General features: G+C 70.3%; 21 protein-coding genes. 10 read left to right on the forward strand and 11 right to left on the reverse strand.

Features of this window, described 5'->3' with window-relative positions; genetic code table 11:
- The first annotated feature begins 17 nt into the window (after positions 1-17).
- The 3 genes from pruA (at position 18) to A5730_RS08175 (ending at position 3,544) form a co-directional block, all read left to right on the forward strand.
- On the forward strand, positions 18-1,649 hold the full coding sequence (pruA, locus tag A5730_RS08165; protein WP_067898075.1) for an L-glutamate gamma-semialdehyde dehydrogenase: 1,632 nt from the start codon (positions 18-20) through the stop codon (positions 1,647-1,649).
- Positions 1,649-2,599, forward strand: a complete 951-nt coding sequence (locus A5730_RS08170; RefSeq protein WP_067898078.1) for a proline dehydrogenase family protein — start codon at positions 1,649-1,651, stop codon at positions 2,597-2,599. The genes pruA and A5730_RS08170 overlap by 1 nt, the downstream gene beginning before the upstream one ends.
- Positions 2,600-2,797: 198 nt before the next feature.
- Positions 2,798-3,544, forward strand: coding sequence for an MBL fold metallo-hydrolase (locus A5730_RS08175; RefSeq protein WP_067898083.1), 747 nt, complete (start codon positions 2,798-2,800; stop codon positions 3,542-3,544).
- Between the two features lie 4 nt (positions 3,545-3,548).
- Here A5730_RS08175 and A5730_RS08180 read toward each other — a convergent pair whose 3' ends face one another.
- The 9 genes from A5730_RS08180 to A5730_RS08220 are packed head-to-tail and all read right to left on the reverse strand — an operon-like array spanning position 3,549 to position 11,334.
- Complete coding sequence (locus A5730_RS08180; protein WP_067898087.1) at positions 3,549-4,157, reverse strand: TetR/AcrR family transcriptional regulator; 609 nt, start codon at positions 4,155-4,157, stop codon at positions 3,549-3,551.
- The gene (locus A5730_RS08185; protein ID WP_067898091.1) at positions 4,154-5,224 is read right to left on the reverse strand and encodes a zinc-binding dehydrogenase; all 1,071 of its coding nucleotides are present in this window, start codon (positions 5,222-5,224) and stop codon (positions 4,154-4,156) included. The genes A5730_RS08180 and A5730_RS08185 overlap by 4 nt, the downstream gene beginning before the upstream one ends.
- 12 nt (positions 5,225-5,236) lie before the next feature.
- Complete coding sequence (locus tag A5730_RS08190) at positions 5,237-6,406, reverse strand: lipid-transfer protein (RefSeq protein WP_067898094.1); 1,170 nt, start codon at positions 6,404-6,406, stop codon at positions 5,237-5,239.
- Entirely contained in the window at positions 6,403-6,861 is a 459-nt protein-coding gene (locus A5730_RS08195) for a MaoC family dehydratase (RefSeq protein WP_067898097.1), read from the reverse strand. Before A5730_RS08195 ends, A5730_RS08190 begins: the two co-directional genes overlap by 4 nt.
- A complete protein-coding gene (locus tag A5730_RS08200; RefSeq protein WP_067898100.1) occupies positions 6,858-7,991 on the reverse strand; it encodes an acyl-CoA dehydrogenase family protein in 1,134 nt (377 codons plus the stop codon). The genes A5730_RS08195 and A5730_RS08200 overlap by 4 nt, the downstream gene beginning before the upstream one ends.
- A 10-nt stretch (positions 7,992-8,001) precedes the next feature.
- The gene (locus A5730_RS08205) at positions 8,002-8,400 is read right to left on the reverse strand and encodes a Zn-ribbon domain-containing OB-fold protein (protein ID WP_067898103.1); all 399 of its coding nucleotides are present in this window, start codon (positions 8,398-8,400) and stop codon (positions 8,002-8,004) included.
- A complete protein-coding gene (locus A5730_RS08210) occupies positions 8,400-8,945 on the reverse strand; it encodes a MaoC family dehydratase N-terminal domain-containing protein (RefSeq protein ID WP_067898106.1) in 546 nt (181 codons plus the stop codon). The genes A5730_RS08205 and A5730_RS08210 overlap by 1 nt, the downstream gene beginning before the upstream one ends.
- A 14-nt stretch (positions 8,946-8,959) precedes the next feature.
- On the reverse strand, positions 8,960-10,159 hold the full coding sequence (locus A5730_RS08215) for an acyl-CoA dehydrogenase family protein (RefSeq protein WP_067898109.1): 1,200 nt from the start codon (positions 10,157-10,159) through the stop codon (positions 8,960-8,962).
- Positions 10,159-11,334: a cytochrome P450 gene (locus tag A5730_RS08220; protein WP_067898112.1), complete on the reverse strand. Its 1,176-nt coding sequence runs from the start codon at positions 11,332-11,334 to the stop codon at positions 10,159-10,161. Before A5730_RS08220 ends, A5730_RS08215 begins: the two co-directional genes overlap by 1 nt.
- Before the next feature lie 199 nt (positions 11,335-11,533).
- On the opposite strand from A5730_RS08220, the gene A5730_RS08225 reads away from it, so the two are divergent.
- From A5730_RS08225 to A5730_RS08245, 5 genes are all read left to right on the forward strand, one after another.
- A complete protein-coding gene (locus tag A5730_RS08225; protein ID WP_067898279.1) occupies positions 11,534-13,003 on the forward strand; it encodes an aldehyde dehydrogenase family protein in 1,470 nt (489 codons plus the stop codon).
- Entirely contained in the window at positions 13,000-15,207 is a 2,208-nt protein-coding gene (locus A5730_RS08230) for a CaiB/BaiF CoA-transferase family protein (protein WP_067898115.1), read from the forward strand. The genes A5730_RS08225 and A5730_RS08230 overlap by 4 nt, the downstream gene beginning before the upstream one ends.
- Positions 15,208-15,256: 49 nt before the next feature.
- Complete coding sequence (locus A5730_RS08235; protein WP_055398785.1) at positions 15,257-16,165, forward strand: alpha/beta fold hydrolase; 909 nt, start codon at positions 15,257-15,259, stop codon at positions 16,163-16,165.
- Positions 16,166-16,193: 28 nt separating this feature from the next.
- On the forward strand, positions 16,194-17,609 hold the full coding sequence (locus A5730_RS08240; RefSeq protein ID WP_067898119.1) for an acyl-CoA synthetase: 1,416 nt from the start codon (positions 16,194-16,196) through the stop codon (positions 17,607-17,609).
- Positions 17,610-17,699: 90 nt separating this feature from the next.
- On the forward strand, positions 17,700-18,995 hold the full coding sequence (locus tag A5730_RS08245; protein ID WP_067898123.1) for an MFS transporter: 1,296 nt from the start codon (positions 17,700-17,702) through the stop codon (positions 18,993-18,995).
- A gap of 6 nt (positions 18,996-19,001) precedes the next feature.
- Here A5730_RS08245 and dapD read toward each other — a convergent pair whose 3' ends face one another.
- Positions 19,002-19,955 carry a 2,3,4,5-tetrahydropyridine-2,6-dicarboxylate N-succinyltransferase gene (dapD, locus tag A5730_RS08250; RefSeq protein ID WP_156745733.1) on the reverse strand — a complete coding sequence of 318 codons (954 nt, stop codon included), beginning with the start codon at positions 19,953-19,955 and terminating at the stop codon, positions 19,002-19,004.
- A gap of 36 nt (positions 19,956-19,991) precedes the next feature.
- Between dapD and dapE the strand changes: the two genes are divergently transcribed.
- Positions 19,992-21,056 (forward strand): succinyl-diaminopimelate desuccinylase, encoded by a 1,065-nt coding sequence (gene dapE, locus A5730_RS08255; protein WP_067898129.1) that lies wholly within the window; start codon positions 19,992-19,994, stop codon positions 21,054-21,056.
- Here dapE and A5730_RS08260 read toward each other — a convergent pair whose 3' ends face one another.
- On the reverse strand, positions 21,057-23,171 hold the full coding sequence (locus tag A5730_RS08260; RefSeq protein WP_067898132.1) for an AAA family ATPase: 2,115 nt from the start codon (positions 23,169-23,171) through the stop codon (positions 21,057-21,059).
- A gap of 60 nt (positions 23,172-23,231) precedes the next feature.
- Between A5730_RS08260 and A5730_RS08265 the strand changes: the two genes are divergently transcribed.
- On the forward strand, positions 23,232-23,774 hold the full coding sequence (locus tag A5730_RS08265) for a TIGR00730 family Rossman fold protein (protein ID WP_067898135.1): 543 nt from the start codon (positions 23,232-23,234) through the stop codon (positions 23,772-23,774).
- Positions 23,775-23,788 lie beyond the last annotated feature (14 nt).

Below are 23,788 nucleotides of genomic sequence, written 5' to 3' on the forward strand. Positions count from 1 at the left end.
GCGAGGATCCTGGCAGCATGGACGCGATCACCGAGGTGCCGTTGCCGGCCAACGAGCCGGTCCATGACTACGCCCCGCACTCCCCCGAACGTGACCGGCTGCGCGCCGAGTTGGCCGCGCTGGCCGATCACTCCATCGACCTCCCGCACGTCATCGGCGGTCGGCACCGGATGGGCGACGGCGAACGCATCGACGTCGTCCAGCCGCACCGGCACGCCGCGACGCTGGGCACGCTGACCAACGCCGGGCACGCCGATGCCGTGGCGGCGATCGACGCCGCGACCGCCGCGAAACCCGCCTGGGCGGCAATGCCTTTCGACGAGCGCGCGGCGGTGTTTTTGCGGGCCGCCGATCTGCTGGCCGGACCGTGGCGGGAGAAGATCGCCGCGGCGACCATGCTCGGCCAGTCCAAGTCCGCCTACCAGGCCGAAATCGACTCGCCCTGCGAGCAGATCGACTTCTGGCGCTTCAACGTGGCGTTCGCGCGTCAGATCCTGGCGCAGCAGCCGATCAGCGGGCCAGGGGAGTGGAATCGCAGCGACTACCGACCGCTGGACGGCTTCGTCTATGCGATCACGCCGTTCAACTTCACCTCGATCGCCGGCAACCTGCCGACCGCGCCGGCGCTGATGGGCAACACCGTCGTGTGGAAGCCGTCGATCACCCAGACGCTGTCGGCCTATCTGACCATGCAGCTGCTCGAGGCCGCCGGGCTGCCGCCCGGCGTGATCAACCTCGTCACCGGCGACGGGTTCGCGGTATCCGATGTGGCCCTGGCCGATTCGCGGCTGGCCGGCATCCACTTCACCGGGTCGACGGCCACCTTCCAGCACCTGTGGCAGCAGGTCGGGACGAACATCGGCCGCTACCGGAGCTATCCGCGGCTCGTGGGGGAGACCGGCGGCAAGGACTTCGTGGTGGCCCACCCGTCGGCGCGGCCGGATGTGTTGCGCACGGCCCTGATTCGCGGCGCGTTCGACTATCAGGGGCAGAAGTGCTCGGCGGCGTCGCGGGCGTTCGTCCCGCTGTCGGTGTGGCGGCGCATCGGCGACGACTTCCTGGGGGAGACCGCGGCGCTGCGCTACGGCGACGTCACCGACCTGACCAACTTCGGGGGCGCGCTGATCGACGAGCGGGCGTTCGCCAAGAACGTCAAGGCCATCGAGCGGGCGAAGAGCGCGGCCCACGTCACCATCGCGGTGGGCGGCGAATACGACGACAGCGTCGGCTATTTCGTACGCCCCACCGTGTTGCTCTCCGACGACCCGGCCGACGAGTCGTTCGCCACCGAGTACTTCGGCCCGCTGCTGTCGGTGCACGTCTACCCCGACGACGACTACGAGCGCATCCTCGACGTCATTGACACCGGCTCGCGATACGCGCTGACCGGCGCGGTGATCGCCGACGATCGCGAGGCGGTGCTGACCGCGCAGGAGCGGCTGCGCTTCGCCGCCGGGAACTTCTACGTGAACGACAAGCCGACCGGCGCGGTCGTCGGGCGCCAGCCGTTCGGCGGTTCGCGCGGCTCGGGCACCAACGACAAGGCCGGGTCGGTGCTGAACCTGTTGCGGTGGACGTCGGCCCGCACCCTCAAGGAGACGTTCGTCCCGGCGACGCGGCACACCTATCCGCACATGGCGGCCGACTGATGGGCCGCGTGTTTGCCAGCACCCTGCGGCCGGCGATCATCGCCGCCAGCCGGCGGCCGAGCTTGCGCCGGGCCGCCGAGGGGTTGCCGGTCACCCGTCGCGTGGTGCACCGGTTCGTTCCCGGCGAGACCATCGACAGCGCGCTGGACAGCGCTGCCGCGCTTCGTAATTCGGGCCGCCATGTCAGCCTGGATTACCTCGGTGAAGACGTCACCGACGCCGACGACGCCGGCGCGGCCGTGCGCGTTTACCTCGATCTGATCGACCGCCTGGGCCGGTGCGACGACCGTGCCGCCGTCTCGCCGCTCGAGGTGTCGGTGAAGCTGTCGGCCCTGGGGCAGGCGCTCGATCGCAACGGCGAGAAGATCGCCCGGGAGAACGCGTGGGCGATCTGCGAAGCGGCGCAGCGGGCCGGGGTGTGGGTGACGGTGGACGCCGAGGACCACACAACGACCGATTCGACGCTGGCGATCGTGCGCGAGTTGCGGGCCGAGTTCGGCTGGCTGGGGGTGGCCTTGCAAGCCTATCTGCGGCGCACGCTCGACGATTGCGAGGAGTTCGCGGCGGCCGGGGCGCGAATCCGGTTGTGCAAGGGCGCATACGACGAACCGGCGGCGGTCGCCCACCGCGACCCCGCCGCCGTCACGGCCGCCTACCTGCGCTGCCTGCGGGTGTTGATGGCCGGCTCCGGCTACCCGATGGTGGCCTCCCACGACCCGGCGATCATCGAAGCGGTGCCCGCGCTGGCGCGCGAAGCGGGCCGGTCGGATTTCGAGTACCAGATGCTGTACGGCATTCGCGACGGCGAGCAGCGGCGGCTGGCGGAATCGGGAAACCGGGTCCGGGTCTACGTGCCGTTCGGCACCCAGTGGTACGGCTACTTCATGCGCCGCCTTGCCGAGCGGCCGGCCAACCTGACATTCTTCTTGCGGGCGCTGGCGCAGCCGTGACGGTCGCAAGCGCGGCGAAGCCGGGCACAGCGGGCCGTCACTACATTTGCGGCCACTGAGCGTGCGCCCAGGGCTTTGAGCGTGCCGTCAGGGCGACGACACGCCGCCGATCACAACCCTGGCCGCACGCTGGAAGCCCACGATTCACACTCGCCGCGGCGCGCCAGAGACCTCATGACCAGGCGTAGCCTTTCGGCCATGAGCCTGGTCATCGAGGAGATGCCCGATCTCGGCATCACCCGGTTCTCGCGGTGGGTGTTCAACTGCTATGTCCTGCACGGCGACGACGGCGCTGTGGTGGTCGACGCCGGGTTGCCGCGAGTAGCCGGCGATCTGGCGGGGATGCTGAATCGGCTCGGCGGCACCGTGCACGCGGTGGTGGCGACCCACGGGCACAGCGACCACGTCGCCGGCGCCGCGGAACTGGCCGCCCGCTACCCCGCGCCGATCTGGCTGCCCGCCAAAACGCTTACCTACCTGGACGGAGCGAAGCCGCGCACGCCGACCCTGGGCCGGGCCGCGAGCATCTGGCCCACGCTGATCGACCAGCCGCTCGATCGTGTCGGCTTCAGCGGGTTCGTGGGCGGCGCTCGGTTGGCGGGATACGGCACGCCGGCCGGCATGCGCTGGACGGGGGCACCGCCCCGCGGGGGACTGGCCGACGGCCAGTCGCTGCCCGGCGCACCGGAGTGGACCGTCGTCAACGCGGGCGGGCACACCGATGACAGCATCGCGCTGTGGAACCCGACGACGCGCACGCTGCTGTCCGGTGATGCCGTACTGACCGTCCGCGGCAAGGTTTGGCATACACCGGAAATCGTCGACGCCGCCAGCGCCGCCGCCACGCGAAAGCGCTTGGAGGAGTTGCCGGTTGCGAATCTGTTGCCCGGCCATGGACGGCCGGTTCGTGCCGGCGAAACGGTGTGGCCGCAACAGCGGCGTTGAGCCGCTACGCGCGGCGGGGGCGCGGCCGGTCGCCCGCGAAGCCACGCACCACGTGCGCGCGCACGAAATCGGCCGCCACCTCGGGATCGTCCATGTCCCGGATCGAGGACGGCGTGCTGAACAGCGAGAACAGGATGCGCGCAAACCATTCCGCGGCGGCCTCGACGTCGAGGTCCTTGCGCACCTCGCCGGTGAGCCGGGCGGCGGACAGGTAGGGCGCGAAGAAGTCGACGCACTCGCGCAGCAGCACGGCGGCGTCCTTGGTGAGCAGCAGGCTGATGGCATCCTCGTCGAAGTACTTCTCCGACGCGATCGACCTCCGCGCCTGCGTCACGAAAACGGCTGCCTGGCTAAGCTTTTCCTCCAGTGAACCGCCCCGGTCCATCGCCTTGGACATCTCGAGATAGAACCGTTCGGAAGCGTGTTCGGCGCACGCCTCGATGATGGCGCCCTTATCGGAGAAGTACTCGTAGATGGTGCTGCGGGAAACGCCGGCCGTCTTGGCGATGTCGACGATCGTCGCCTTCTGCAGTCCCTGCTTGCGAAAGCAGGCGTACGCGGACTCCACGATCAGCTCGCGGGTGTCGATGGCCTGGGCCGCTTGCGTCGTCACGGCACCAACGCCCCCCGGGGCACCAGCCCCGCATCGGCCGAGGCGAAGGCGGCGTTGACGTCGGCGAGGTGGAATGGTTCGGGCATCAGGCGGTCGAACGGAAAGTCGGTGTGCTGCAAAAAGGTCAGACCGATCGCCAGCGTGACGGGGTCGTAGAACATCACGCCGCGGATGGATTTGTTGCCGTAGACCAGCGCACTGGGGTCCAGCTCGAAGGTGCGTCCCATGCCGACGTTGCCTACCTCGAGAAGCGTGCCGCCGTTGTTGAGGAATCCGACGCCCTCGGGAATCACGCCCGGCACGCCGACGACCTCGAGCACCCAGTCGGCGCCGATGCCGTCGGTGCGCGCGCGCACCTGTTCGGCGACCTCCGCTGCGGAGATCGCGCTCGCGTCGATGCAGTGGGTGGCGCCGAAATCGGCTGCGACGTCGAGGCGTTCGGGGATCTTGTCGATGACGATGACCTCCGCGGCCCCGGCCGTGCGGGCCACGGCCGCGGCGTTGATGCCCAGGCCGCCGGCGCCCTGGATGACGACCGTGTCGCCCAGCCGCACCTCGCGCAGCGCGAAAAGCACCTGGGCCAGGGCGCAGTTCAGCGGTGCGACGGCCGCATCGGGCAGGCCCTCGGGCACCTTGTACAGCGGTTGGCGCCGGCTGGTGTAGTAGTACTCGCCGTAGGCCGCAACGAAGTGCGGTTCCTGGTCGTGGGTGCGGTACTCGCCGGCCATCAGGTTCTGGCACGCGTACGACCGGCCCCGGGAGCAGGCGTGGCATTGCCCGCAGAACCAGAAGTACGGCGTCACCACGCGATCGCCGACGGCCAGCGGCTTGCCGGTCGCGTCGGCGGTCAGGCCCTCGCCGAGTTCGGCTATCTCGCCGACCATTTCATGGCCCATGGCGAACGGGCACGGCAGTGGCAGCTCGCCGCGGAAGATGTGCAAGTCGGACCCGCAGATGCCGGCCATCCGCAGCCGCAGCGCCGCGGTCCCCGGCGCCGGGGATGACAACGGGAATTCGGCCAGCTCGATGGGCCCGCCGTGGGCGGTGAGCAGTGCGAGCTTGGGCATTCCGATCCCCCTCTAGTCGGCGGGCGCCAGGATCAGCCCGCTGGTGGGCACCCCGGTGCCCGACGTGACCAGGACGTGTTCGACGTCGTCGACCTGGTTGTACGACGTGCCGCGCACCTGGCGCACCCCCTCGGTGATGCCGTTCATGCCGTGGATGTAGGCCTCGCCCAGCAGCCCGCCATTGGTGTTGATCGGGAAGTCTCCCCCCAGCGACAGTCGTTCGACCGTGGCGAAGTCCTTCGCCTCGCCGCGCCCGCAGAACCCGAGCTCCTCGAGCTGGGTGAACACGAACGGCGTGAAATGGTCGTAGATGAAGGCGGTTTGGATGTCTTGGGGCTTGAGCCCCGAATCGCGCCACAGCCTCTCGGCGACCACGCCCATCTCGGGGAGGCCGGTGATGTCGTCGCGGTAGTAGCTGGTCATCATCTCGCCGTTGGCGGCCGCACCCTGGGCGGCCGCGGTGATGACCGCCGGCGGCTGCCGCACGGCCGGCGCGACGGCGGCGCTGGTGACCACCAGCGCGACCCCGCCGTCGCTCTCCTGGCAGCAATCCAGCAGCCGCAGCACCGGTTCGATGATCCAGCGGGAATTCTGGTGGTCCTCCAGCGTGATCGGGCGCTGGTAGAACCACGCATCGGGATTGCGGGCGGCGTGCGCGCGGTCGACGACGGCGATGCGGCCGAAGTCTTCGTTGGTGACGCCGTATGTCGACATGTAGCGCTGGGCGTGCATCGCGACCCAGGCCGCCGGGGTGAGCAACCCGAACGGCGCGTAATGCGCTAGGAACAGCGGGGTTTCGGCCATGTTGCGCCCGCTGCCGCCGAACCGGAAACCGGAGCGCTCGTTGAAGGCGCGCCAGCACACCACCACGTCCGCGACGCCGGTTGCGACGGCCATCGCGGCGTGCACGACGGTGCCGGCGGCCGCGCCGCCGCCGTGGTGCACGCGCGAGAAGAAGCTCAAATCGCCGATGCCCACGTTGCGGGCGATGTCGATCTCGTCGCTGGCATCCATCGTGAAGGTGACCATGCCGTCCACGTCGCCGGGCGTCAGGCCGGCGTCGTCGAGCGCGGCGCTCACGGCCTCGCACGCCAATTGCAGCTCGCTGCGGCCGGATTCCTTGGAGAACTCGGTCTGGCCGATGCCGACGATGGCCGCGGCCCCCGGCAGCGAGCGGCTCACGCTCGATCCCGTTCGTCGAGCAGGCTGAGGATCGCGGTGCCCGACACGTGATCGCCCAGGCTGTTGGAGCCCTTGAAGGTCACCTCGACGAAGTTCTCCCCGCCGGTGCCCTCGGTCTGCGCGGTGACGCTGCCCGTGAAGCGCAGCGGGTCGTCCGGAAAGCACGGCACGCCAAGGCGGATCGACAGCTTCTTGACCATCGCTTCCGGTCCGGCCCAGTCGGTGAGGAACCGCACGCAGTAGCCGTTGGTGGTGAGGATGTTCATGAACAGGTTGGGCGAGCCCTGCTTGTTGGCGTAGTCGCGATCGTGGTGCACGGGCATGAAGTCGCGGGTGGCGATCGCCCCGGCGACGATCATCGTCGTGGTGATGGGGACCTCCAGCGGGGTGACCTCGTCGCCCACGGAGATGTCGGCCCAGCGCAGGGTGGTGGTGCGGGTCGCGGTGGTCGTCATGAAAGTCCTTCCGAATACGTGGCGCCATACGTTGCACCCAAGTGGGCCAGCTGGGCCGCGGCCGGGCCGAGCGTGAGCTCGTTGTGCTTGGCCCACAAGAAATACCGATGCAGGGGGTAGGTGGTGTCGATGCCGATGCCGCCGTGGACGTGCTGGGCGGTGGCGGCGACGCGGGCGCCGGCCTCGGCGGCCCAGAACTTCGCGATGCGCGCGGCGCGATGGGTTTGCGCCAAGGGCCGACCGTCCGCGATCAGCCAGGCCGCATGCCACGTCGTCCACCGGATCGCCTCGACATCGATGAAGGCATCGGCCATGCGCTGTTGCACGGCCTGGAAGCTGCCGATGGGCCGGCCGAATTGCTCTCGGCCGCTGGTATATTCGGCCGCGATCCGCAGGGCGCGCTCCGCGACACCGAGCTGGATCGCGCACAGCGCGACCAGCGCGCGGGTGCGCAGCGACTCGATCAGGTCGGGCCCGGCGATCCGGTCGGCGTCCGAAACCGTTGCGCCGTCCAGGTATACGTCGGCGTGCGGCTCGCGGTTGGTGGTGGCCGCCGGCCGGATCTCGACGCCGTTGGCGTCGGCCGGCAACAGAAACAGGGCCGCCTCCCCGCCGTCGATGGAGGCCGGGACCAGTACGGTGTCGGCGAGCTGGGCGGCCGGGACCAGTTCCTTGGCGCCGTCGAGCCGCCAGTTGCCGCCGTCGCGGCGCGCGGTGGTCGCGGGAGCCGTCGCGTCGGAGCGGCCCGGCTCGGCCAGTCCCGCGGTGAGGATGCGGTCCCCGGCGACGACGCCCGGCAGGAAACGTTGCCGCTGTTCGGGATTGCCGTGGCGCGCGATGGGGTCGGCCCCCAGGACCAGCGTGGCGTAGGCCGGCACCGGCGCGACCGCCCAGCCGACCTCGGCCAAGAGCACGCCGAGCTCGACGAAGCCGCCGCCGGTCCCGCCCACCGATTCCGGCAGCGCGGTGCCCAGCAGGTCAGCGGTCGCCAGTTCCCGCCACAGTGCCTCGTCGAAGCGGACCTCGCCGGCCTCCAACTCGGCCAGGCGCTCCGGTGCCGCCCGGCGCTCGAAGAGGTCGCGGGCGAGCTTGGAGATGGTCTCCTGCTCCTCGGTGAAGGTGAAGTCCATCAGCGCTCGCCTAGCTCGCCGGCCGGAACTGGTGCAGCACCAGGTCGTTATCGAAATCCTGGTAGTACACCTCGACCGGCATTCCGGTTGTCACGTCGCCCGGGTCGATGCCGGTCAGGTTGGACACCAGCCGGATTCCCTCCTCGAGTTCCACGAGCACGACCACGTACGGATATTCGAAGAACGGAAACTTCGGCTCGTGCGGCATCACGTAGCTGTAGACGGTGCCGCGGCCCGACGACTCGACCGTGTCCCAGTCCAGGGAACGGCAGTGCGGGCACATGGGTCGCGGCGGGTGCCGCAGCTGTCCGCATCCGCCGCAGCGCTGGATCAGGAGTTTGTTCTCCCGCAACCCGTTCCAGAAGAATTCGGTGTCTTTGGTGATGGCCGGCGCCAGTCGGGTGGCCATCAGCGCTCCGGCCGAAATCGCAGCACTCGGAATCGCTGGCGTCCCAGCACCTCACCGTTCTGGTCGGTGTAGGTCGTGAGCCAGGTCAGGAAGAACCCGGTGCCCAGCGCCGTCTTCTTTTCCTCGGAAACCGTTTCGTAGACGGTCGTCGCGCTGATGACGTCGCCCAGTCGCGGGTAGCGCTCGATCTCGAACTCCGAGTTGGTGGCGACCGTGCTGGTGTAGCCGGCCTCGTCGAGGAACGCCGTTGGGTTGCTTTTGATTTCGATGGGCGCGCCGCCACGTTCACCGATGCCCTCCAGGATGGGCGACGGCATCGTCCAGGTCTGCAGCATCACCGGCGGCGACACGATGCCGCCGAACCGCGACGTCTCGGCGAACTCGGGGTCGAGGTAGACGGGGTTCATGTCGGCCATCGCGTAGGCCCAGTGCCGGATCATCGGCTGGTTGACCGGATCCGGGGCCACTGACGGCTTTCCGGTGCCGCCGGTCGGCTGGCCGACGAGGGCCCGCACCTTGGCGCTGACGGTTTCTGAGTCGGTCACGTGCTGCTGTCCTCCTACTGTGCGGTGGCGCGAAGATCACGGGGAGCTCGCGGCATGCCCAATCCGGCCATGGCGATGATGTCACGCTGAATCTCGTTGGCGCCGCCGCCGAAGGTGTTGATCACCGCCTGACGGTACGCGGATTCCAGGGCGCCGCGCAGGGGCGCGCCGGGCCCGCGGCGCACGCCGTTGCGGTCGAGCACCTCGAGCAGCTGGCGGGCGACCTGCTGGGTGAGCTCGGTGCCGAACACCTTGGCCGCCGACGCTTCCCCCATGCTGAGCACGCCCTTGGTCATCGCGGCGTTCACCCGCAGGTTCACCAGTTTGTAGGCGGCCACCTGGGCCTCGACCCGCGCCAGCGCGAGCTGCACCCACGGCTGGTCGATCACGCGGGCGCCGTCGAACTCGGTGTTGGTGGCCCACTGCAGCGTCCGCTCGAACAGCGGTTCCAGCGCGCCGAGATTGCCCAGCGCCGCCCGCTCGAAATTCAGCTGCGTGGTGATCAGCTGCCAGCCCTGGTTCTCACCGCCCACCAGCGCGCTGGCCGGCACCCGGACGTTGTCGTAGAACGTGTAGAACGTGGAGATGCCCGGCATGGTGTGCAGCGGCTGCCAGGAGAACCCGGGCGACGAGGTGGGCACGATCAGGATCGAAATGCCCTTGTGCTTCTTGGCGTTCGGGTCGGTGCGCGCGGCCAGCCAGATGTAATCGGCGTAGGCCGCGCCGCTGGTGAACATCTTCTGGCCGTTGATCACCCATTCTGAATCGGCGTCGTTCGCCTCTCGAACCGCGGTGGTGCGCAGACCCGCCAGATCGCTGCCGGCCTCCGGTTCGGAGTAGCCGATCGCGAACTCAACGCTGCCGTCCAGGATCGCGGGCAGGAACCGCTGTTTCTGCTCCTCGGTGCCGCACTGCATCAGCGTCGGCCCGACGGTATTCAGCGTCACCAGCGGGATGGGGGCGTTGACCCGCCGCGCCTCCTCGGAGAAGATGAACTGCTCTATCGCCGAGAAACCGCGTCCGCCATACTCTTTGGGCCAGCCGACGCCGAGCAGGTCGGCCGCGGCCAGGGCCCGCACACATTCCCGGACGGCGGGGCCACCCTCGATGTTCTCGCCGATCGCGGCGCTGCGCTCGGGCGTCATCACCTGCTCCAGCGTCGCGCGGATCTCGGCGCGCAGCTGCTCCTGCTCGGGTGAATACTCCAGATCCATCAGGCCCCCAGCCGCACGGGCATCCGCTTGACCCCGGGCACCATGGTGGCGCGCATCCGGTCCACCGCACCCACCAGCTCCAGGTGGGGGAAGCGGCGCAGCAACTCGTCGAACAGCACGCACGCCTCCAGCCGCGCCAATTGTGCACCCACGCAAGAATGTTCACCACACCCGAACGCGATGTGCGGGTTGGGGTGCCGGGTCACCCTGAACTCCTCGGAGTCGGGCCCGAAGATGTCCTCGTCCCGGTTGGCGGACCCGTAGAGCATCACCACCACGTCGCCCGCGGCGATCCGCTGCCCGCGGATCTCGACGTCGGTGGTCGCGGTGCGGGCCATGTGGACCACGGGGCTGTTCCACCGCAACATTTCCTCGACGGCGCCCGGGATCAGCGCGGGATTCTCGGCCAGCAGGCGGCATTGGTCGGGGTGGGCGATCAGCGCGCAGGTGCCCAGCGCGATCAGGTTGCGGGTGGTCTCGTTGCCCGCGACCAACAGCAGGAAGGCGAAGTTGAGCAGGTCTTCGTCGGTGAGGCGAACCCCTTCGATCTCGGCCCCGGCCAGAACCGACAACAGGTCGTCGCGCGGGTCGGTTCGCCGGGCCGCGATCAACTTCTGGAAGTACTCGAACAGCTGACCCATGGCCACCAGGGGGTCGAGTTCGATCTCCGGGTCCGCGGTGCCGGTGGCGGCGTCCGACCACGCGCGGAATTGCTCCCAGTCGTCGGGCGGCGCGCCGATCAGTTCGGCGATCATCCGGGTGGGCAGCGGAGCCGCGATCTCCTCGGCGAACTCGTGGACGGAATCGGGTCGGACGTCGTCGAGGATGCCTCGCACGATCTCGCGAATCTTCGGCTCCAGGACCGCCACCCGCCGCCGGGTGAACCCCGAGTTGATCAACTTGCGCATCTGCCGGTGCCGCGGCGGGTCGGTGAAGATCAAGCTGCCCGGCTGGACCGGGCTCGGCTGTTGGGGATCGGGGATGGTGATGCCCTTGGTCGACGAGAACAGCGCCGGGTTGCTCGACACGAACCGGATGTCCTCGTACTTCAGCAGCGCCCAGAAGTTGGTGACGTCGTTCCAGCACACCGGCTCCGTTGCGCGCAGCTCGCGGTAGGCCGGGTAGGGATCGCCCGCGTAGAAGTCGGGGGAGTGCAGTGGAAAAGTGGTCCGCACGGCGGCCTCCCTGGACAGGCGATCCGACACATCTATGCAATGTGTCTTGCGGCCTTGTGTCTACTCGCCCCGCCCGACGCTGTCAATACCGCCGCGAAACGTGAAAATAGCGCGCAATTCGCGCAGTTAGTGATTGACGGCAACGGGGCATGGGTGTACACCAAGTGGTTAGATGACCGACATTCGGGTGAGGAAGCGCATGACCGAGCTACAAACTCCGCGGTCCCTTGTCGACACCTATCAGCTCTACATCGACGGGCGATGGGTCGAGCCGGAGGACGGTCGCTACGACGACATCAACCCGGCCACCGAGCGGCCCATCGGCACCGCCCCCGACGCGAGCGTCGCCCAGGTCGGCGCGGCGATCGACGCCGCCCGCCGGGCCTTCGACGACGGACCTTGGGGCGCAACGGGTCCCGAGCAGCGGGCCGGCTGCCTCAATCAGCTCGGCGCGGCGCTGCTGAAGCACGCCGACGAGATCTTCGCGCTGTCCCAGATCGAGTGGGGCTGCGTCGGCAACGAGCGCATGATGCAGATCGACGGCGCGGGCTACATGTCGATGCACGCGGCCCAGCTCGCCACCAAGCTGGTCGACGAGCCGGTCACCGGCATCGGCGCCGGAACGACGCTGCTGCGCCACGAGCCGCTGGGCGTCGTATCGATCCTGACGCCGTGGAACTTCCCGCACTGCCTCAACGTCATGAAGGTGAACAACGCGCTGGCCGCCGGCAACACCGTCGTGCTCAAGCCGTCGCCGCTGACGCCGTTGGCCGGGCTCGCGCTGGCGCGCATCATCGACGAGGAGACCGACATCCCGCCGGGCGTGGTCAACGTCGTCACCCCCTCGGGGCTCGACGCCGCCAAACTGCTCACCACGGATCCGCGCATCGACATGATCAGCTTCACCGGCAGCTCGGCCGTCGGGTGTGAGGTCATGCGGTCCGCGGGCGACGCCATGAAGCGGCTCCTGCTCGAGTGCGGCGGGAAGTCGGCCAGCATCATCCTCGACGACACGCAGGTGACCGACGAGATGCTGCGGCAGATGCTGTTCGATTGCTGCTCGTTGCATGCCGGGCAGGCCTGCATCCTGCACAGCCGGCTGCTGCTGCCCGATTCGCTGCACGACGACATCGTCGACCGGCTCGTCGCGCTGGCCCGCGACGTCAAGGTCGGCGACCCCAACGACCCGACCGTGCAAATGGGGCCGCTCATCAGCGCGGCCCAACGTGACCGGGTGCAGGCCCACGTCGACGGCGCGGTCAACGACGGGGCCAAGCTGGCGACGGGCGGGGGCCGCCCGGCCGGCCTGGATGTCGGCTACTACTTCGAGCCGACGATTCTCACCGGCGTGCAACCGGATTCGACGATCGCGCAGGAGGAAGTGTTCGGACCGGTGCTGTCGGTGTTGCGCTACCGCGACGACGACGACGCCGTCGCGATCGCGAACAACTCGTGCTACGGGCTCTCCGGCGCGGTGTGGGGCACCGACGTGGACCGGGCCGTCGCGATCGCCCGGCGCATGCGCACGGGTCAGGTCGCCGTCAACGGCATCGGGCCGGGTGACGCGCCGTTCGGCGGCTTCAAGCTGAGCGGGTTCGGGCGGGAGAGCGGCGGGATCAGCGGGCTGCACCAGTACATGGAGGTGAAGGCCATCGGGATCCCGGCATGACGGGACCCCTCGCCGGGCTCCACGTCGTCGAACTCGCCACCGAGATCTCAGGCCCTTACGCGGCAAAGCTTTTCGTCGACCTCGGCGCCGAGGTCACCAAGATCGAGCCGCCCGACGGGGACCCGCTGCGCCACTGGGGCCCGTTTCCCCACGGGGTACCGGACCCCGAGCGCTCCGGCATGTTCGCCTACCTGAACGCCGGCAAGCGAATTGCGCCGTTTGCCGATGCCCGCGAGCTGATCGCGGGCGCGCACCTGCTCATCGAGAACTTCCCGCCCGGAACGCTGGAGGGCTGGGGATTCGGCCGCGACAGGCTCGGCGAAATCAACCCAAACCTGGTGCTGCTGCGGATCTCCGCGTTCGGGCAGTCCGGCCCGTGGCGGGACCGGCCGGCCACCTCCCTGACCCTGCAGGCGGCGTCGGGCTGGGTCAGCGCCCGCGACCCCGACCGCCCACCCGTGCAGGTGGGCGCGCGGATCGCCGAGTACGTCGCGGGAGCCTACGGTGCGCTGGGCGCGTTGACCGCCCTGCGTTGCCCTTCCGATGATGTTGTGCTGGTCGATGTTTCGGAATTCGAATCGTTGCTGTCGACGCTGCCGTATCCCATGCTGATGGCCCAGAAGATGCAGAGCCTCGGCTTGCCCGCCAACGCTCGCGGCGCTCCCATGCTCGGGGTGGTCCGCGCCGCCGACGGCTGGGTCGGAATCAACTGCCTGACGGGCCAGCATTGGCTGGACGTGTGCGCGATGCTCGGCCTGCCCGAGTTCGGCGAGCAGCAGATCCCGATCATGCTGGGCGGCCCGGAACGCGCCGAATTCTATTCGCGCGCAGAGCCATTGCTCGCCGAGCAGACCGTCGCCGAGATCGTCGACCTGAGCCAGGCAATGCGGATCCCGGCCACCCCGGTCAACGACGGGGCCACCGTGGGTGAATGTCCGCAATACGCCAAGCGCGAGTTTTTCTTAGATGGTGGGGGCTTCCGACGCCCCGGCGCGCCGTTCCGGCTCACCAAAGGCCCTGCGGCGCCGCATCATTCGGTGCCACCTCGGGGGTCGGGCGCCGTTGCGTTCGCCAAGCTGAAGGTGCTCGACCTGAGCACATTCTGGGCGGGTGCGTACCTGACCTGCTATCTGGGCGCGTTCGGCGCCGACATCCTCAAGGTCGAGTCGATCCAGCGGCCCGACGGTTTTCGCTACTCCGGCGCGTTTCCCTTCGAGGGTGACGACTGGTACGAGCGCAGCGGCCTATGGCAGGCCACCAACCTGAACAAGAAAGACCTCACGCTGGACCTGACCTCGCAGCGCGGGCTGGAAATTGTCCGGCGGCTGGCCGCGCAGGCCGACGTTGTCGTGGAGAACTTTTCACCGCGGGTGGTGGAGCAGTTCGGTCTGGACTACGAGTCGCTGGTAGCGCTGAAGCCCGACGTGATCATGGTCCGGATGCCGGGTTTCGGTCTGCAGGGCCCCTGGCGCGATTACGTGGGGTGGGCGTTGAACTTCGAGCAGACCGGGGGGATGTCGGCGGTCACCGGGTATCCGGACGGGCCGCCGTGCAACCCGCAGGGGCCCGCCGATCCCGTCGTCGGCGTGCACGCCGGGGTCGCGCTGCTGGCGGCGCTCGAGCACCGGCGCCGCACCGGGGAGGGCCAGCTGATCGAGGTCGCCCAGATCGAGGTCGCCGCCGCCGTGACCGCCGAACCGGTGATCGAGTACTCGATGAACGGCATAGTGCAAGGGCGGCAGGGCAACCGCCGGCGCGGCTACCTGCAGGGCGTCTACCCGACGAACGAGGACGACGTGTGGGTGGCGCTGTCGCTGCCCGACGAGGGGCAGCTCGACCACGACGTGTTCGACGAGCTGGTCGCCGCCTGGACCCGCGGCCAGGACGCCGCGGCCATCATGGAAACCCTGCACGCGCAACGCATTCCGGCCGAACGCGTGATCACCGGCGAGCGCATGTATGAGATCGCCCAGCTCGACGCCCGCGGCTACTACCAGGAGCTCGTCCACCCGATCACCGGACCGCACCGCTATCCGGGCTGGCCGTTTCGCATCACGCCCGGGCCGGCCCGCCACCACCATGCCGCCCCGCCGACCCTGGGCCAGCACAACGACGAGGTGCTGGCCGGTCTGGGCCTGTCCGCGGACGAGGTCGCGGGCCTGCGGGCCGAGAAGGTCATCGGTGAGCGGCCGCTCAACGCCTGAGGCCGGTGAGCATTTCGTAAACTCCCCCGTCACATGCGAGGCTGCTGACATGGTCATCGAGATCGCCCGCCCGAAGCTCGAAGGAAACATCGCCGTCGGCGAGGACCGCCAGATCGGCTTCGCCGAATTCGGCGATCCGCAGGGCCGCGCGATGTTCTGGCTGCACGGCACCCCCGGCGCCCGCCGGCAGATCCCGGTCGAGGCGCGTGTCTACGCCGAGAACCACCACATCCGCCTGATCGGCCTCGACCGCCCGGGAATCGGCTCGTCGACGCCACACCGGTACCACAACATCCGCGCTTTCGGCGACGACCTGCGCACCATCGCGGACACCCTCGGCATCGACAAGATGGCCGTCATCGGCCTGTCCGGCGGCGGGCCGTACGCGCTCGCGTCCGCAGCGGTGCTGTCCGACCGGGTCGTCGCCCTCGGCGTGCTCGGCGGCGTCGCGCCCTTCCTCGGCGACGAGGGCATCACCAGCGGGCTGATGAACCTCGGCAAGCGGGTCGCACCCCTGCTGCGGCTCGGCGGCGACCCGCTGCGGATCGGCGCGAGCCTGGTGGTCCGGATGATCCGTCCGGTCGCCAATCCGGCGCTGTATCTGTATGCCGCGATATCGCCCGAGGGCGACCGGCGCCTGCTGACCCGGCCGGAGTTCGGCGCGATGTTCCTCGACGACCTGCTCAACGGCAGCCGCAAGCAACTGGCGGCGCCGTTCAACGACATCATCCTGTTCACCCAGGACTGGGGATTTCGGCTCGACGAGGTCAAGGTGCCGGTGCGCTGGTGGCACGGCGACAGCGACCACATCGTCCCGTTCGCCCACGGCGAGCACGTGGTCTCCCTGCTGCCCGACTGCGAGCTGATCGTGCTCCCCGGCGAAAGCCACCTGGGTGGGCTCGGGCGCGGCGAAGAGATCCTGTCCACCCTGACCAAGATCTGGGACGAGCAGGGCTGACCCTCTCTGGGCCGGGTAGCCTGCTCACGTGCTGCTGGCTTCCCTGAATCCCGCGGCGGTCACCGCCACCGACATCGCCGACGCGGTGCGCATCGACGGCGCCGTGTTGAGTCGCAGCGACCTGGTGGGCGCCGCCACGTCGGTGGCCGAGCGGGTGGCCGGCGCGGACCGGGTCGCGATCCTGGCCACCCCCACCGCCGCGACCGTGCTCGCGGTCACCGGCTGCCTGATCGCCGGCGTCCCGTTCGTCCCGGTGCCCGCGGACGTCGGCGTCGCCGAACGCCGGCACATGCTCACCGATTCGGCGGTGCAGGCCTGGCTCGGTCCGGTGCCGGACGAGCCGGAGGGATTGCCGCACATCCCGGTGCGCCTGCACGCCCGGTCGTGGCACCGCTACCCCGAACCGTCGCCCGACGCCACCGCGATGATCATCTACACCTCGGGCACCACCGGGCTGCCCAAGGGGGTGGTGCTGAGCCGGCGCGCGATCGCCGCCGATCTCGATGCCCTGGCGCAGGCCTGGCAGTGGACGCCCGACGACGTGCTGGTGCACGGCCTGCCGCTGTTCCACGTGCACGGGCTGGTGCTGGGCCTGCTCGGATCGCTGCGGGTGGGAAATCGCTTCGTGCACACCGGAAAACCGACGCCGGCGGGCTACGCTGCGGCTTGTTCGGAGGCCGGGGGCACCCTCTATTTCGGCGTGCCGACCGTGTGGTCGCGGCTGGTCGCCGACGCGGCCGCCGCCCGCGCGCTGCGCCCCGCCCGGCTGCTGGTTTCGGGGAGCGCGCCGCTACCCGTGCCGGTGTTCGAGCGGCTGGAGCGGCTCACCGGGCACCAGCCCGTCGAACGGTACGGCGCCTCCGAATCGCTGATCACCCTGTCCACCCGCGTGGACGGCGAGCGCCGCGCCGGCTGGGTGGGCCTGCCGCTCACCGGCGTGCAAACCCGCCTGCTCGACGACGCCGGCGCCCCAGTGCCGCACGACGGGGAAACCGTTGGGCGCCTTGAGGTTCGGGGGCCGACGATGTTCGACGGGTACCTGAACCGCCCCGAGGCCACCGCCGAGGCGTTCGACGCCGACGGGTGGTACCGCACCGGTGACGTCGCGGTCGTCGACGCCGGCGGGATGCACCGCATCGTGGGCCGCGAGTCGGTCGACCTGATCAAGTCCGGCGGCTACCGCATCGGCGCCGGCGAGATCGAAACGGCGCTGCTCGGGCATCCCGGGGTGCGGGAGGCCGCCGTCGTCGGGATGCCCGACGAAGACCTGGGCCAGCGCATCGTCGCGTTCGTCGTCGGCTCGGCCGACCCCGACGAGCTGACCAATTACGTCGCGCGGGAGCTGTCGGTGCACAAGCGGCCGCGCGAGGTGCGCCTCGTCGACGCGCTGCCCCGCAACGCGATGGGCAAGGTGCTCAAGAAGCAGCTGCTGTCCGACGGCTGACCAGACCCGCAGGAAGTTGTCAGCTTCAGCGCCGAGCGTGACCGGGCGGCTTCACCTACCGTCGTAACCGTGAATCGGCCCACCACCCCCATGCGGCGAATAGCGGCCGCGTGCCTCGTCGGGTCGGCCATCGAGTTCTACGACTTCCTGATCTACGGGACCGCGGCGGCCCTGGTGTTTCCCACGGTGTTCTTCCCGCGCCTGGGTGTGACGCTGGCCACCGTCGCCGCCATGGCGACGTTCGCGACGGCGTTCCTGTCCCGCCCGCTGGGCGCGGCCGTCTTCGGATACTTCGGCGACCGCCTCGGACGCAAGAAAACGCTGGTCGCGACGCTGCTGATCATGGGCGTATCGACGGTGAGCGTGGGACTGGTCCCCGGCACCGCGACGATCGGGATCGCGGCGCCGTTGATCCTGATCGTCCTGCGGTTGATGCAGGGGTTCGCCGTCGGCGGCGAATGGGCCGGGTCGGTCCTGCTGAGCGCCGAGTACGCGCCCACCGGCAAACGCGGCTGGTACGGCATGTTCACCCTGCTCGGCGGCGGCACCGCCGGAATCCTGGCCAGCCTGACCTTTCTCGCCGTCAACCTGACCGTGGGCGAGAACAGCCCCGCGTTCATGGACTGGGGGTGGCGGGTGCCCTTCCTGATCAGCAGCGGGCTGATCGGCATCGCCCTCTATGTGCGGCTCAACATCGACGAAACCCCGCTGTTCGTCGAGGAGAAGGCCCGCGACCTGGTGCCCAAGGCGCCGCTGGCCGAGCTGTTGCGGTTCCAGCGGCGCGAGATCGTGCTGGTCGCGGGCGCCTTCCTCGGTGGGATGGGATTCGTCTACCTGGGCAACACCTTCCTGGTCATGTACGCCCACAACCATCTGGGCTATTCGCGCACATTCATTTGGGGTATCGGCGCCCTGGGCGGGCTCACCAGCATGGTGTGCGTGGCGTTCTCGGCGTGGCTCTCCGATCGGGTCGGGCGGCGCCGGGTGATGCTGTGCGGCCTAGCGGCGTGCCTGCCCTGGGCGTTCGCGGTCATCCCGCTGCTGGACACCGGCAAGCCGGTGCTCTACGCGGTCGCCGTCATCGGCATGTTCGGCGCTGCGGCGGTGGCCAACGGGCCCACGGCGGCGTTCGTGCCCGAGCTGTTCGCCACCCGCTACCGCTACAGCGGCGCCGCGGTGGCGATGAACCTGGCCGGCATCCTCGGCGCGGCCGTGCCGCCGCTGATCGCGGGAACGTTGCTGGCGACCTACGGCGGGTGGGCGGTCGGGCTCATGATGGCCGGCCTCGTCGCGGCCAGCTTCGTGTCGGTGTATCTGCTGCCCGAGACCAGGGGAACCGCCCTGGGCGCCGCCCCGGCCGCCGACAGGGTCTCCGCCGAGGTCTAGCCGGCCTCAGTTGGCGTGCAGGTCCTCGTTGAGGGCGATGCCCTGACCCCCGCGCGCCACAACTTCGACGGCCCCGCTGACCGAATTGCGGCGGAACAGCAGGTTGTTGCCGCCGGACAGCTCCAGGGCCTTGAGCACCTGGCCGTCGGGCGTGGCGACCTTGGTGCCCGCGGTCACGTACAGGCCGGCCTCGACGACGCAGTCGTCACCCAGCGAGATGCCCAGCCCCGCGTTGGCGCCGAGCAGGCACCGCTTGCCGATCGAGATGACCTCCGTGCCGCCGCCGGACAGCGTGCCCATGATGGACGCGCCGCCGCCGACGTCCGATCCGTCGCCCACCACGACGCCGGCGGAGATGCGGCCCTCCACCATCGAGGCGCCCAGCGTGCCGGCGTTGTAGTTGACGAAGCCCTCGTGCATCACGGTGGTGCCCGGCGCCAGGTGGGCGCCCAGCCGCACCCGGTCGGCGTCGGCGATGCGCACCCCGGTGGGCACGACGTAGTCGACCATCCGCGGGAACTTGTCGATGCCGTAGACGGTCACCGGGCCGTGCCGGCGCAGCCGGGCCCGCACCGCCTCGAATCCTTCGATCGCGCACGGGCCGCGGTTGGTCCACACCACGTTGGTCAATACCCCGAACAGGCCGCCGGCGTTCAGCCCGTGCGGCGCCACCAACCGGTGCGACAGCAGATGCAGCCGCAGGTAGGCGTCGTAGGCGTCGGCGGCCACGTCGTCGAGCGAGCCGATCACCGTGCGCACGGCGATGGTTTCGGTGTGGCGGTCGTCGTCCCGGCCGACGAGCCCGACCAGCTCCGGCGGAACGTCGGACAGCGCGAGCCGCGAGGTGCCGCCGGTGCCCGACTCGGTCAGTTCCGGTGCGGGGAACCACGTGTCGAGGATCGATCCGTCGGCGGCCAGCGTCGCCAGCCCGATGCCTACAGCTCCAGTCACGGCGGTCAGGTTACTTGCCGCGCGGCAGCGGATAACCTTGGACCCGTGCTGGACTTGCGCGGGGACCCGATCGAGCTGACCGCGGCGTTGGTCGACATTCCCAGCGAATCGCGGGACGAGGCGCGCCTGGCCGACGAGGTCGAGGCCGCGCTGCGGGCCCAGACGTCGGGGTTCGAGATCGTCCGCAACGGCAACGCCGTGCTGGCGCGCACCCGCAACCAGCGGCCGTCGCGGGTGCTGCTGGCCGGGCATTTGGACACCGTCCCGGTCGCCGGCAACCTGCCCAGCCGCCGCGAGAACGGGGACCTGTACGGATGCGGCGCCGCGGACATGAAATCGGGTGACGCGGTCTTCCTCCATCTGGCCGCCACCGTGGCCGATCCGGTCCACGACCTGACGCTGGTGTTCTACGACTGCGAGGAAATCGACGCGGCCGCAAACGGTTTGGGCCGCATCGAGCGCGAGCTGCCGGACTGGTTGACCGCCGACGTGGCCGTGCTCGGCGAACCCACCGGCGGCTACATCGAGGCGGGCTGCCAGGGCACGCTGCGGGTGGTGATCTCGGCCGCCGGAACGCGCGCGCATTCGGCGCGACCGTGGTTGGGCGACAACGCCATTCACAAGCTGGGCGCCGTGCTGGACCGGCTGGCCGCCTACTGTGCCCGCACCGTGGACATCGACGGCTGCGAGTATCGCGAGGGTCTGTCCGCGGTGCGCATCGACGGCGGCGTGGCGGGCAACGTGATTCCCGACGCGGCCGCGGTCACGGTCAACTTCCGGTTCGCCCCCGACCGGTCGGTGGCCGCGGCGCTCGAGCACGTGCACGAAGTGTTCGACGGGCTCGACGTTCGCATCGAGCAGACCGACGCCGCCGCGGGCGCGATGCCCGGGCTGTCCCAGCCTGCGGCCAAGGCGTTGGTCGAGGCCGCCGGGGGACAGGTGCGGGCGAAATACGGCTGGACAGACGTCGCACGCTTTGCGGCGCTGGGCATCCCGGCGGTCAACTTCGGACCGGGTGACCCGAACCTGGCGCACAAGCGCGACGAGAGTGTTCCGGTCGCCAACATCACCGCCGCGGTGGCCATGCTGCGCGCCTACCTCGGCGGCTAGTCAGCCCCGGCAGCGCTGGGCCTGCGCGGCCGCGTCGGCGGCGGCAGCGCGCATCCCCACCGCGGCCAGGTCCTCCGACACCGCGAGCAGCGCCGCCCCGTCGCCGGCGGCCAGCGCCTGCCCGTGCGCCAGCGCGAGTTTGCCCGCGACGCAATCGATCTCGTCGCAGAGCCGGCCCAGCGGGTCGGCCGCGCGGATGTCGCCGAGCCGCACGGCGTCGTGCCAGGCGCGCAACGCCACGGCCCGCTGCCCGCCGCGTTCGGCCATCCGGGCGGCGTCGCGGGCGGCGGCCACGGCGCCATGCGAGTCGCGCATCGAGGCCAGCCGCCACGCCCGCGCGACGCCGAGCTCCGGCGCGAACAGCGCCGATTTCGTCCCGTGCCGCGATTCCGCTTTCGCCAACGCCTTTCCGACGGCCGCCACGTCGCCGCGCTGGGCCAGGGCGGTGGCCAGCAGCGTCAACGACAGCGGACCCCACGAATAGCCGGTGCGTTGCAGCGTGCCGGCCGCCGGGCCGAGTAACGCTGCGGCCCGGTCGAATTCGCCGTCAGCGAGCAGCACGTAAGCCAGCAACACCTCGCCGATCGCCCGGCCCGGCTGTTGCAATTCGGCGAAATCGGTGAACTGCTGGGCGAGTTCGCGGGCCGCGTCCAGCCGGCCCGCCATCAACAACGCGGTGGTCTGCCCCAGCCCGATCGTGAAGCGCAGCAACCCCGGATGCTCGGCGGCCAGGGCGCGCTGGGCCAGCGGCTCGACGTCGTCGAAACGGCCTTGCCGCGCCGCGCACAGTGCCGCCGCGCTGGCCGCCCAGGCCACGGCCTGGTCGTCGGCCTCCGGGGCGTCCAGCACCTCGCCGGCGACCTTGACGGCGTGCGCGACGTTGCCGGCGTTCATCGCGAACGTGGCGCTCAGCGCGTCGAGGGTGGTGCGCGGGCCCGCGTCGGTGATGCGGCCGCGGATGGTCCGCAGGAACGCGGTCGCCCGCTCGGGCTCGCTGAGCATCCAGAACTGGTTGGCCGCGCGCAGCAGCGCCCAGTCCATCAGGGCGGCTTCGGTCAACGCGCCGGGATCCAGGCCGGCCAGCACCGCGTCCGCTTCGCGGCCGCGGCCCTGCCACCCCAGGGCGTGCGCCAGCGCCAGCCGCGCCGCCAACCCGCCCGACCGCTCCAGCGCCGCGCGCGCCAGCCGTTCCCCCAGCGCCAGGTCGCCCAGGCGCAGCGCCTGCTGCGCGGCGGCCACCACCTCGGCCGTCGGCTGCGGGGCGTCGCTGTCCAGCGCCAGGCCGGCCAGCCGGAGCCGGTCGCTGAGGTGGTCCGAGCGATGCTGCGACAGCAGCCGCGCCAACTCGGTGCGCCGCCGCCGCGCGCCGTCGCCGCCAAGGGCCGCGCGCGCCCGCTCGGCGAACTGCGGGTGGGCCGTGTACACCACCGGGTCATCCGAGGCCCCGCCGCGCTCCCGCGTCTCCACCGCCCCGCAATCGGCCGCCTGCGCAATGGCTTCCGCCGAGGTGAGTGCGGTCAGGTCGGCGAGTGCCAGCGGCTCCGCGACGGCCAGGTACTCGAGCACGGACCGGGCCGCTTCGGGTATCTCGGCGAGGAACGCGTCGACCGAGGCCGGCGTGCCGGCACCTTCGGGCGGCTCGATGTCGATGCGGGGGAGCAGGCCGTCGGTCCACAGCGCCGCGACGGCCTCGGGGGACGAATCGGCGCGGCCGGTGACGATCATTTTGGCCGCGCCGGCCCGCGCCAGCTGGTACACCAGCGTGGCCGACAGGATGTCCAGGTCGTGGGCGTCGTCGACGACGAGCAACAGGTCGGGGCCGTCCAGCGACGTCCGCGCGGCCCGCAACAGCGCGGCCGGCTTGCCCAGCTCGGCGATCTGCACCAGGTGGCTGAAGGCGCCGAACGGAACCGCGCGCTCGGTGGGGGTGCCGGTGACCCAGCGGACGCGCGTGCCGGGGTGGCGGTCGCCGAAATCCTCGGCGGCCATGCGGGCCAGCGTCGACTTGCCGCAGCCGTCCGGTCCGAGCACGACGCTCCCGCGGCCGGTCGCCAGCGCCGCCTCCAGCCGCTGAAGGGCCGACGCGTGCTCGGGGACGTTCCATCGAATCGGCATCGCCGGATTTTATGGCGCGCGGTGTGCCGCCCGCAGCAAGCTTGGTCTACCTTTCGTTGTATGCGCGACTGGGCGGTGTGCGTGTACTGCGCGTCCGGACCGGAACATCCCGAATTGCTCGCCGTCGCTGCCGAACTCGGCGAGGCGATCGCCGAGCGCGGCTGGACCCTGGTGTGGGGCGGCGGCCGCGTGGCGGCGATGGGCGCGGTCGCCACCGCGGCGCGCGCCCGCGGCGGCCGGACCGTCGGCGTCATCCCCCAGATCCTGATGCGCCGCGAGATCGCCGACACCGAGGCCGACGAGCTGATCGTCACCGAGACCATGCACGAGCGCAAACAGGTCATGGAGGACCGCTCCGACGCGTTCGTCGTGCTGCCCGGCGGCGTGGGCACCCTCGACGAATTGCTGGACTCGTGGACCACCGGCTACCTCGGCCTGCACCGCAAACCCATCGTCCTGCTCGATCCGTTCGGGCATTACGAGGGCCTGTCGACCTGGCTGTGCGGGCTGCTCGACAGCGGCTACGTCGGGCAGCCGGCGATGGACCGGTTGTTGCTGGTCGACAAGGTGAGCGCCGCCCTGGAGGCCTGCGCGCCCGAATGAGTGCGCGGCCCCTA

The sequence above is a fragment of the Mycobacterium sp. ACS4054 genome (assembly GCF_001667275.1).
In the GTDB taxonomy this organism is placed as follows: domain Bacteria; phylum Actinomycetota; class Actinomycetes; order Mycobacteriales; family Mycobacteriaceae; genus Mycobacterium.

Excerpts from the sequence above, each read along its gene's own strand:
- pruA (WP_067898075.1), top strand. The coding sequence starts at position 18 with ATGGACGCGATCACCGAGGTGCCGTTGCCGGCCAACGAGCCGGTCCAT.
- A5730_RS08235 (WP_055398785.1), top strand. The coding sequence starts at position 15,257 with ATGGTCATCGAGATCGCCCGCCCGAAGCTCGAAGGAAACATCGCCGTC.
- A5730_RS08260 (WP_067898132.1), bottom strand. The coding sequence starts at position 23,171 with ATGCCGATTCGATGGAACGTCCCCGAGCACGCGTCGGCCCTTCAGCGG.
- A5730_RS08195 (WP_067898097.1), bottom strand. The coding sequence starts at position 6,861 with ATGACGACCACCGCGACCCGCACCACCACCCTGCGCTGGGCCGACATC.
- A5730_RS08215 (WP_067898109.1), bottom strand. The coding sequence starts at position 10,159 with ATGGATCTGGAGTATTCACCCGAGCAGGAGCAGCTGCGCGCCGAGATC.
- A5730_RS08225 (WP_067898279.1), top strand. The coding sequence starts at position 11,534 with ATGACCGAGCTACAAACTCCGCGGTCCCTTGTCGACACCTATCAGCTC.
- A5730_RS08245 (WP_067898123.1), top strand. The coding sequence starts at position 17,700 with ATGCGGCGAATAGCGGCCGCGTGCCTCGTCGGGTCGGCCATCGAGTTC.
- A5730_RS08175 (WP_067898083.1), top strand. The coding sequence starts at position 2,798 with ATGAGCCTGGTCATCGAGGAGATGCCCGATCTCGGCATCACCCGGTTC.
- A5730_RS08205 (WP_067898103.1), bottom strand. The coding sequence starts at position 8,400 with ATGGCCACCCGACTGGCGCCGGCCATCACCAAAGACACCGAATTCTTC.
- A5730_RS08185 (WP_067898091.1), bottom strand. The coding sequence starts at position 5,224 with ATGCCCAAGCTCGCACTGCTCACCGCCCACGGCGGGCCCATCGAGCTG.
- A5730_RS08265 (WP_067898135.1), top strand. The coding sequence starts at position 23,232 with ATGCGCGACTGGGCGGTGTGCGTGTACTGCGCGTCCGGACCGGAACAT.
- A5730_RS08200 (WP_067898100.1), bottom strand. The coding sequence starts at position 7,991 with ATGGACTTCACCTTCACCGAGGAGCAGGAGACCATCTCCAAGCTCGCC.
- A5730_RS08230 (WP_067898115.1), top strand. The coding sequence starts at position 13,000 with ATGACGGGACCCCTCGCCGGGCTCCACGTCGTCGAACTCGCCACCGAG.
- A5730_RS08170 (WP_067898078.1), top strand. The coding sequence starts at position 1,649 with ATGGGCCGCGTGTTTGCCAGCACCCTGCGGCCGGCGATCATCGCCGCC.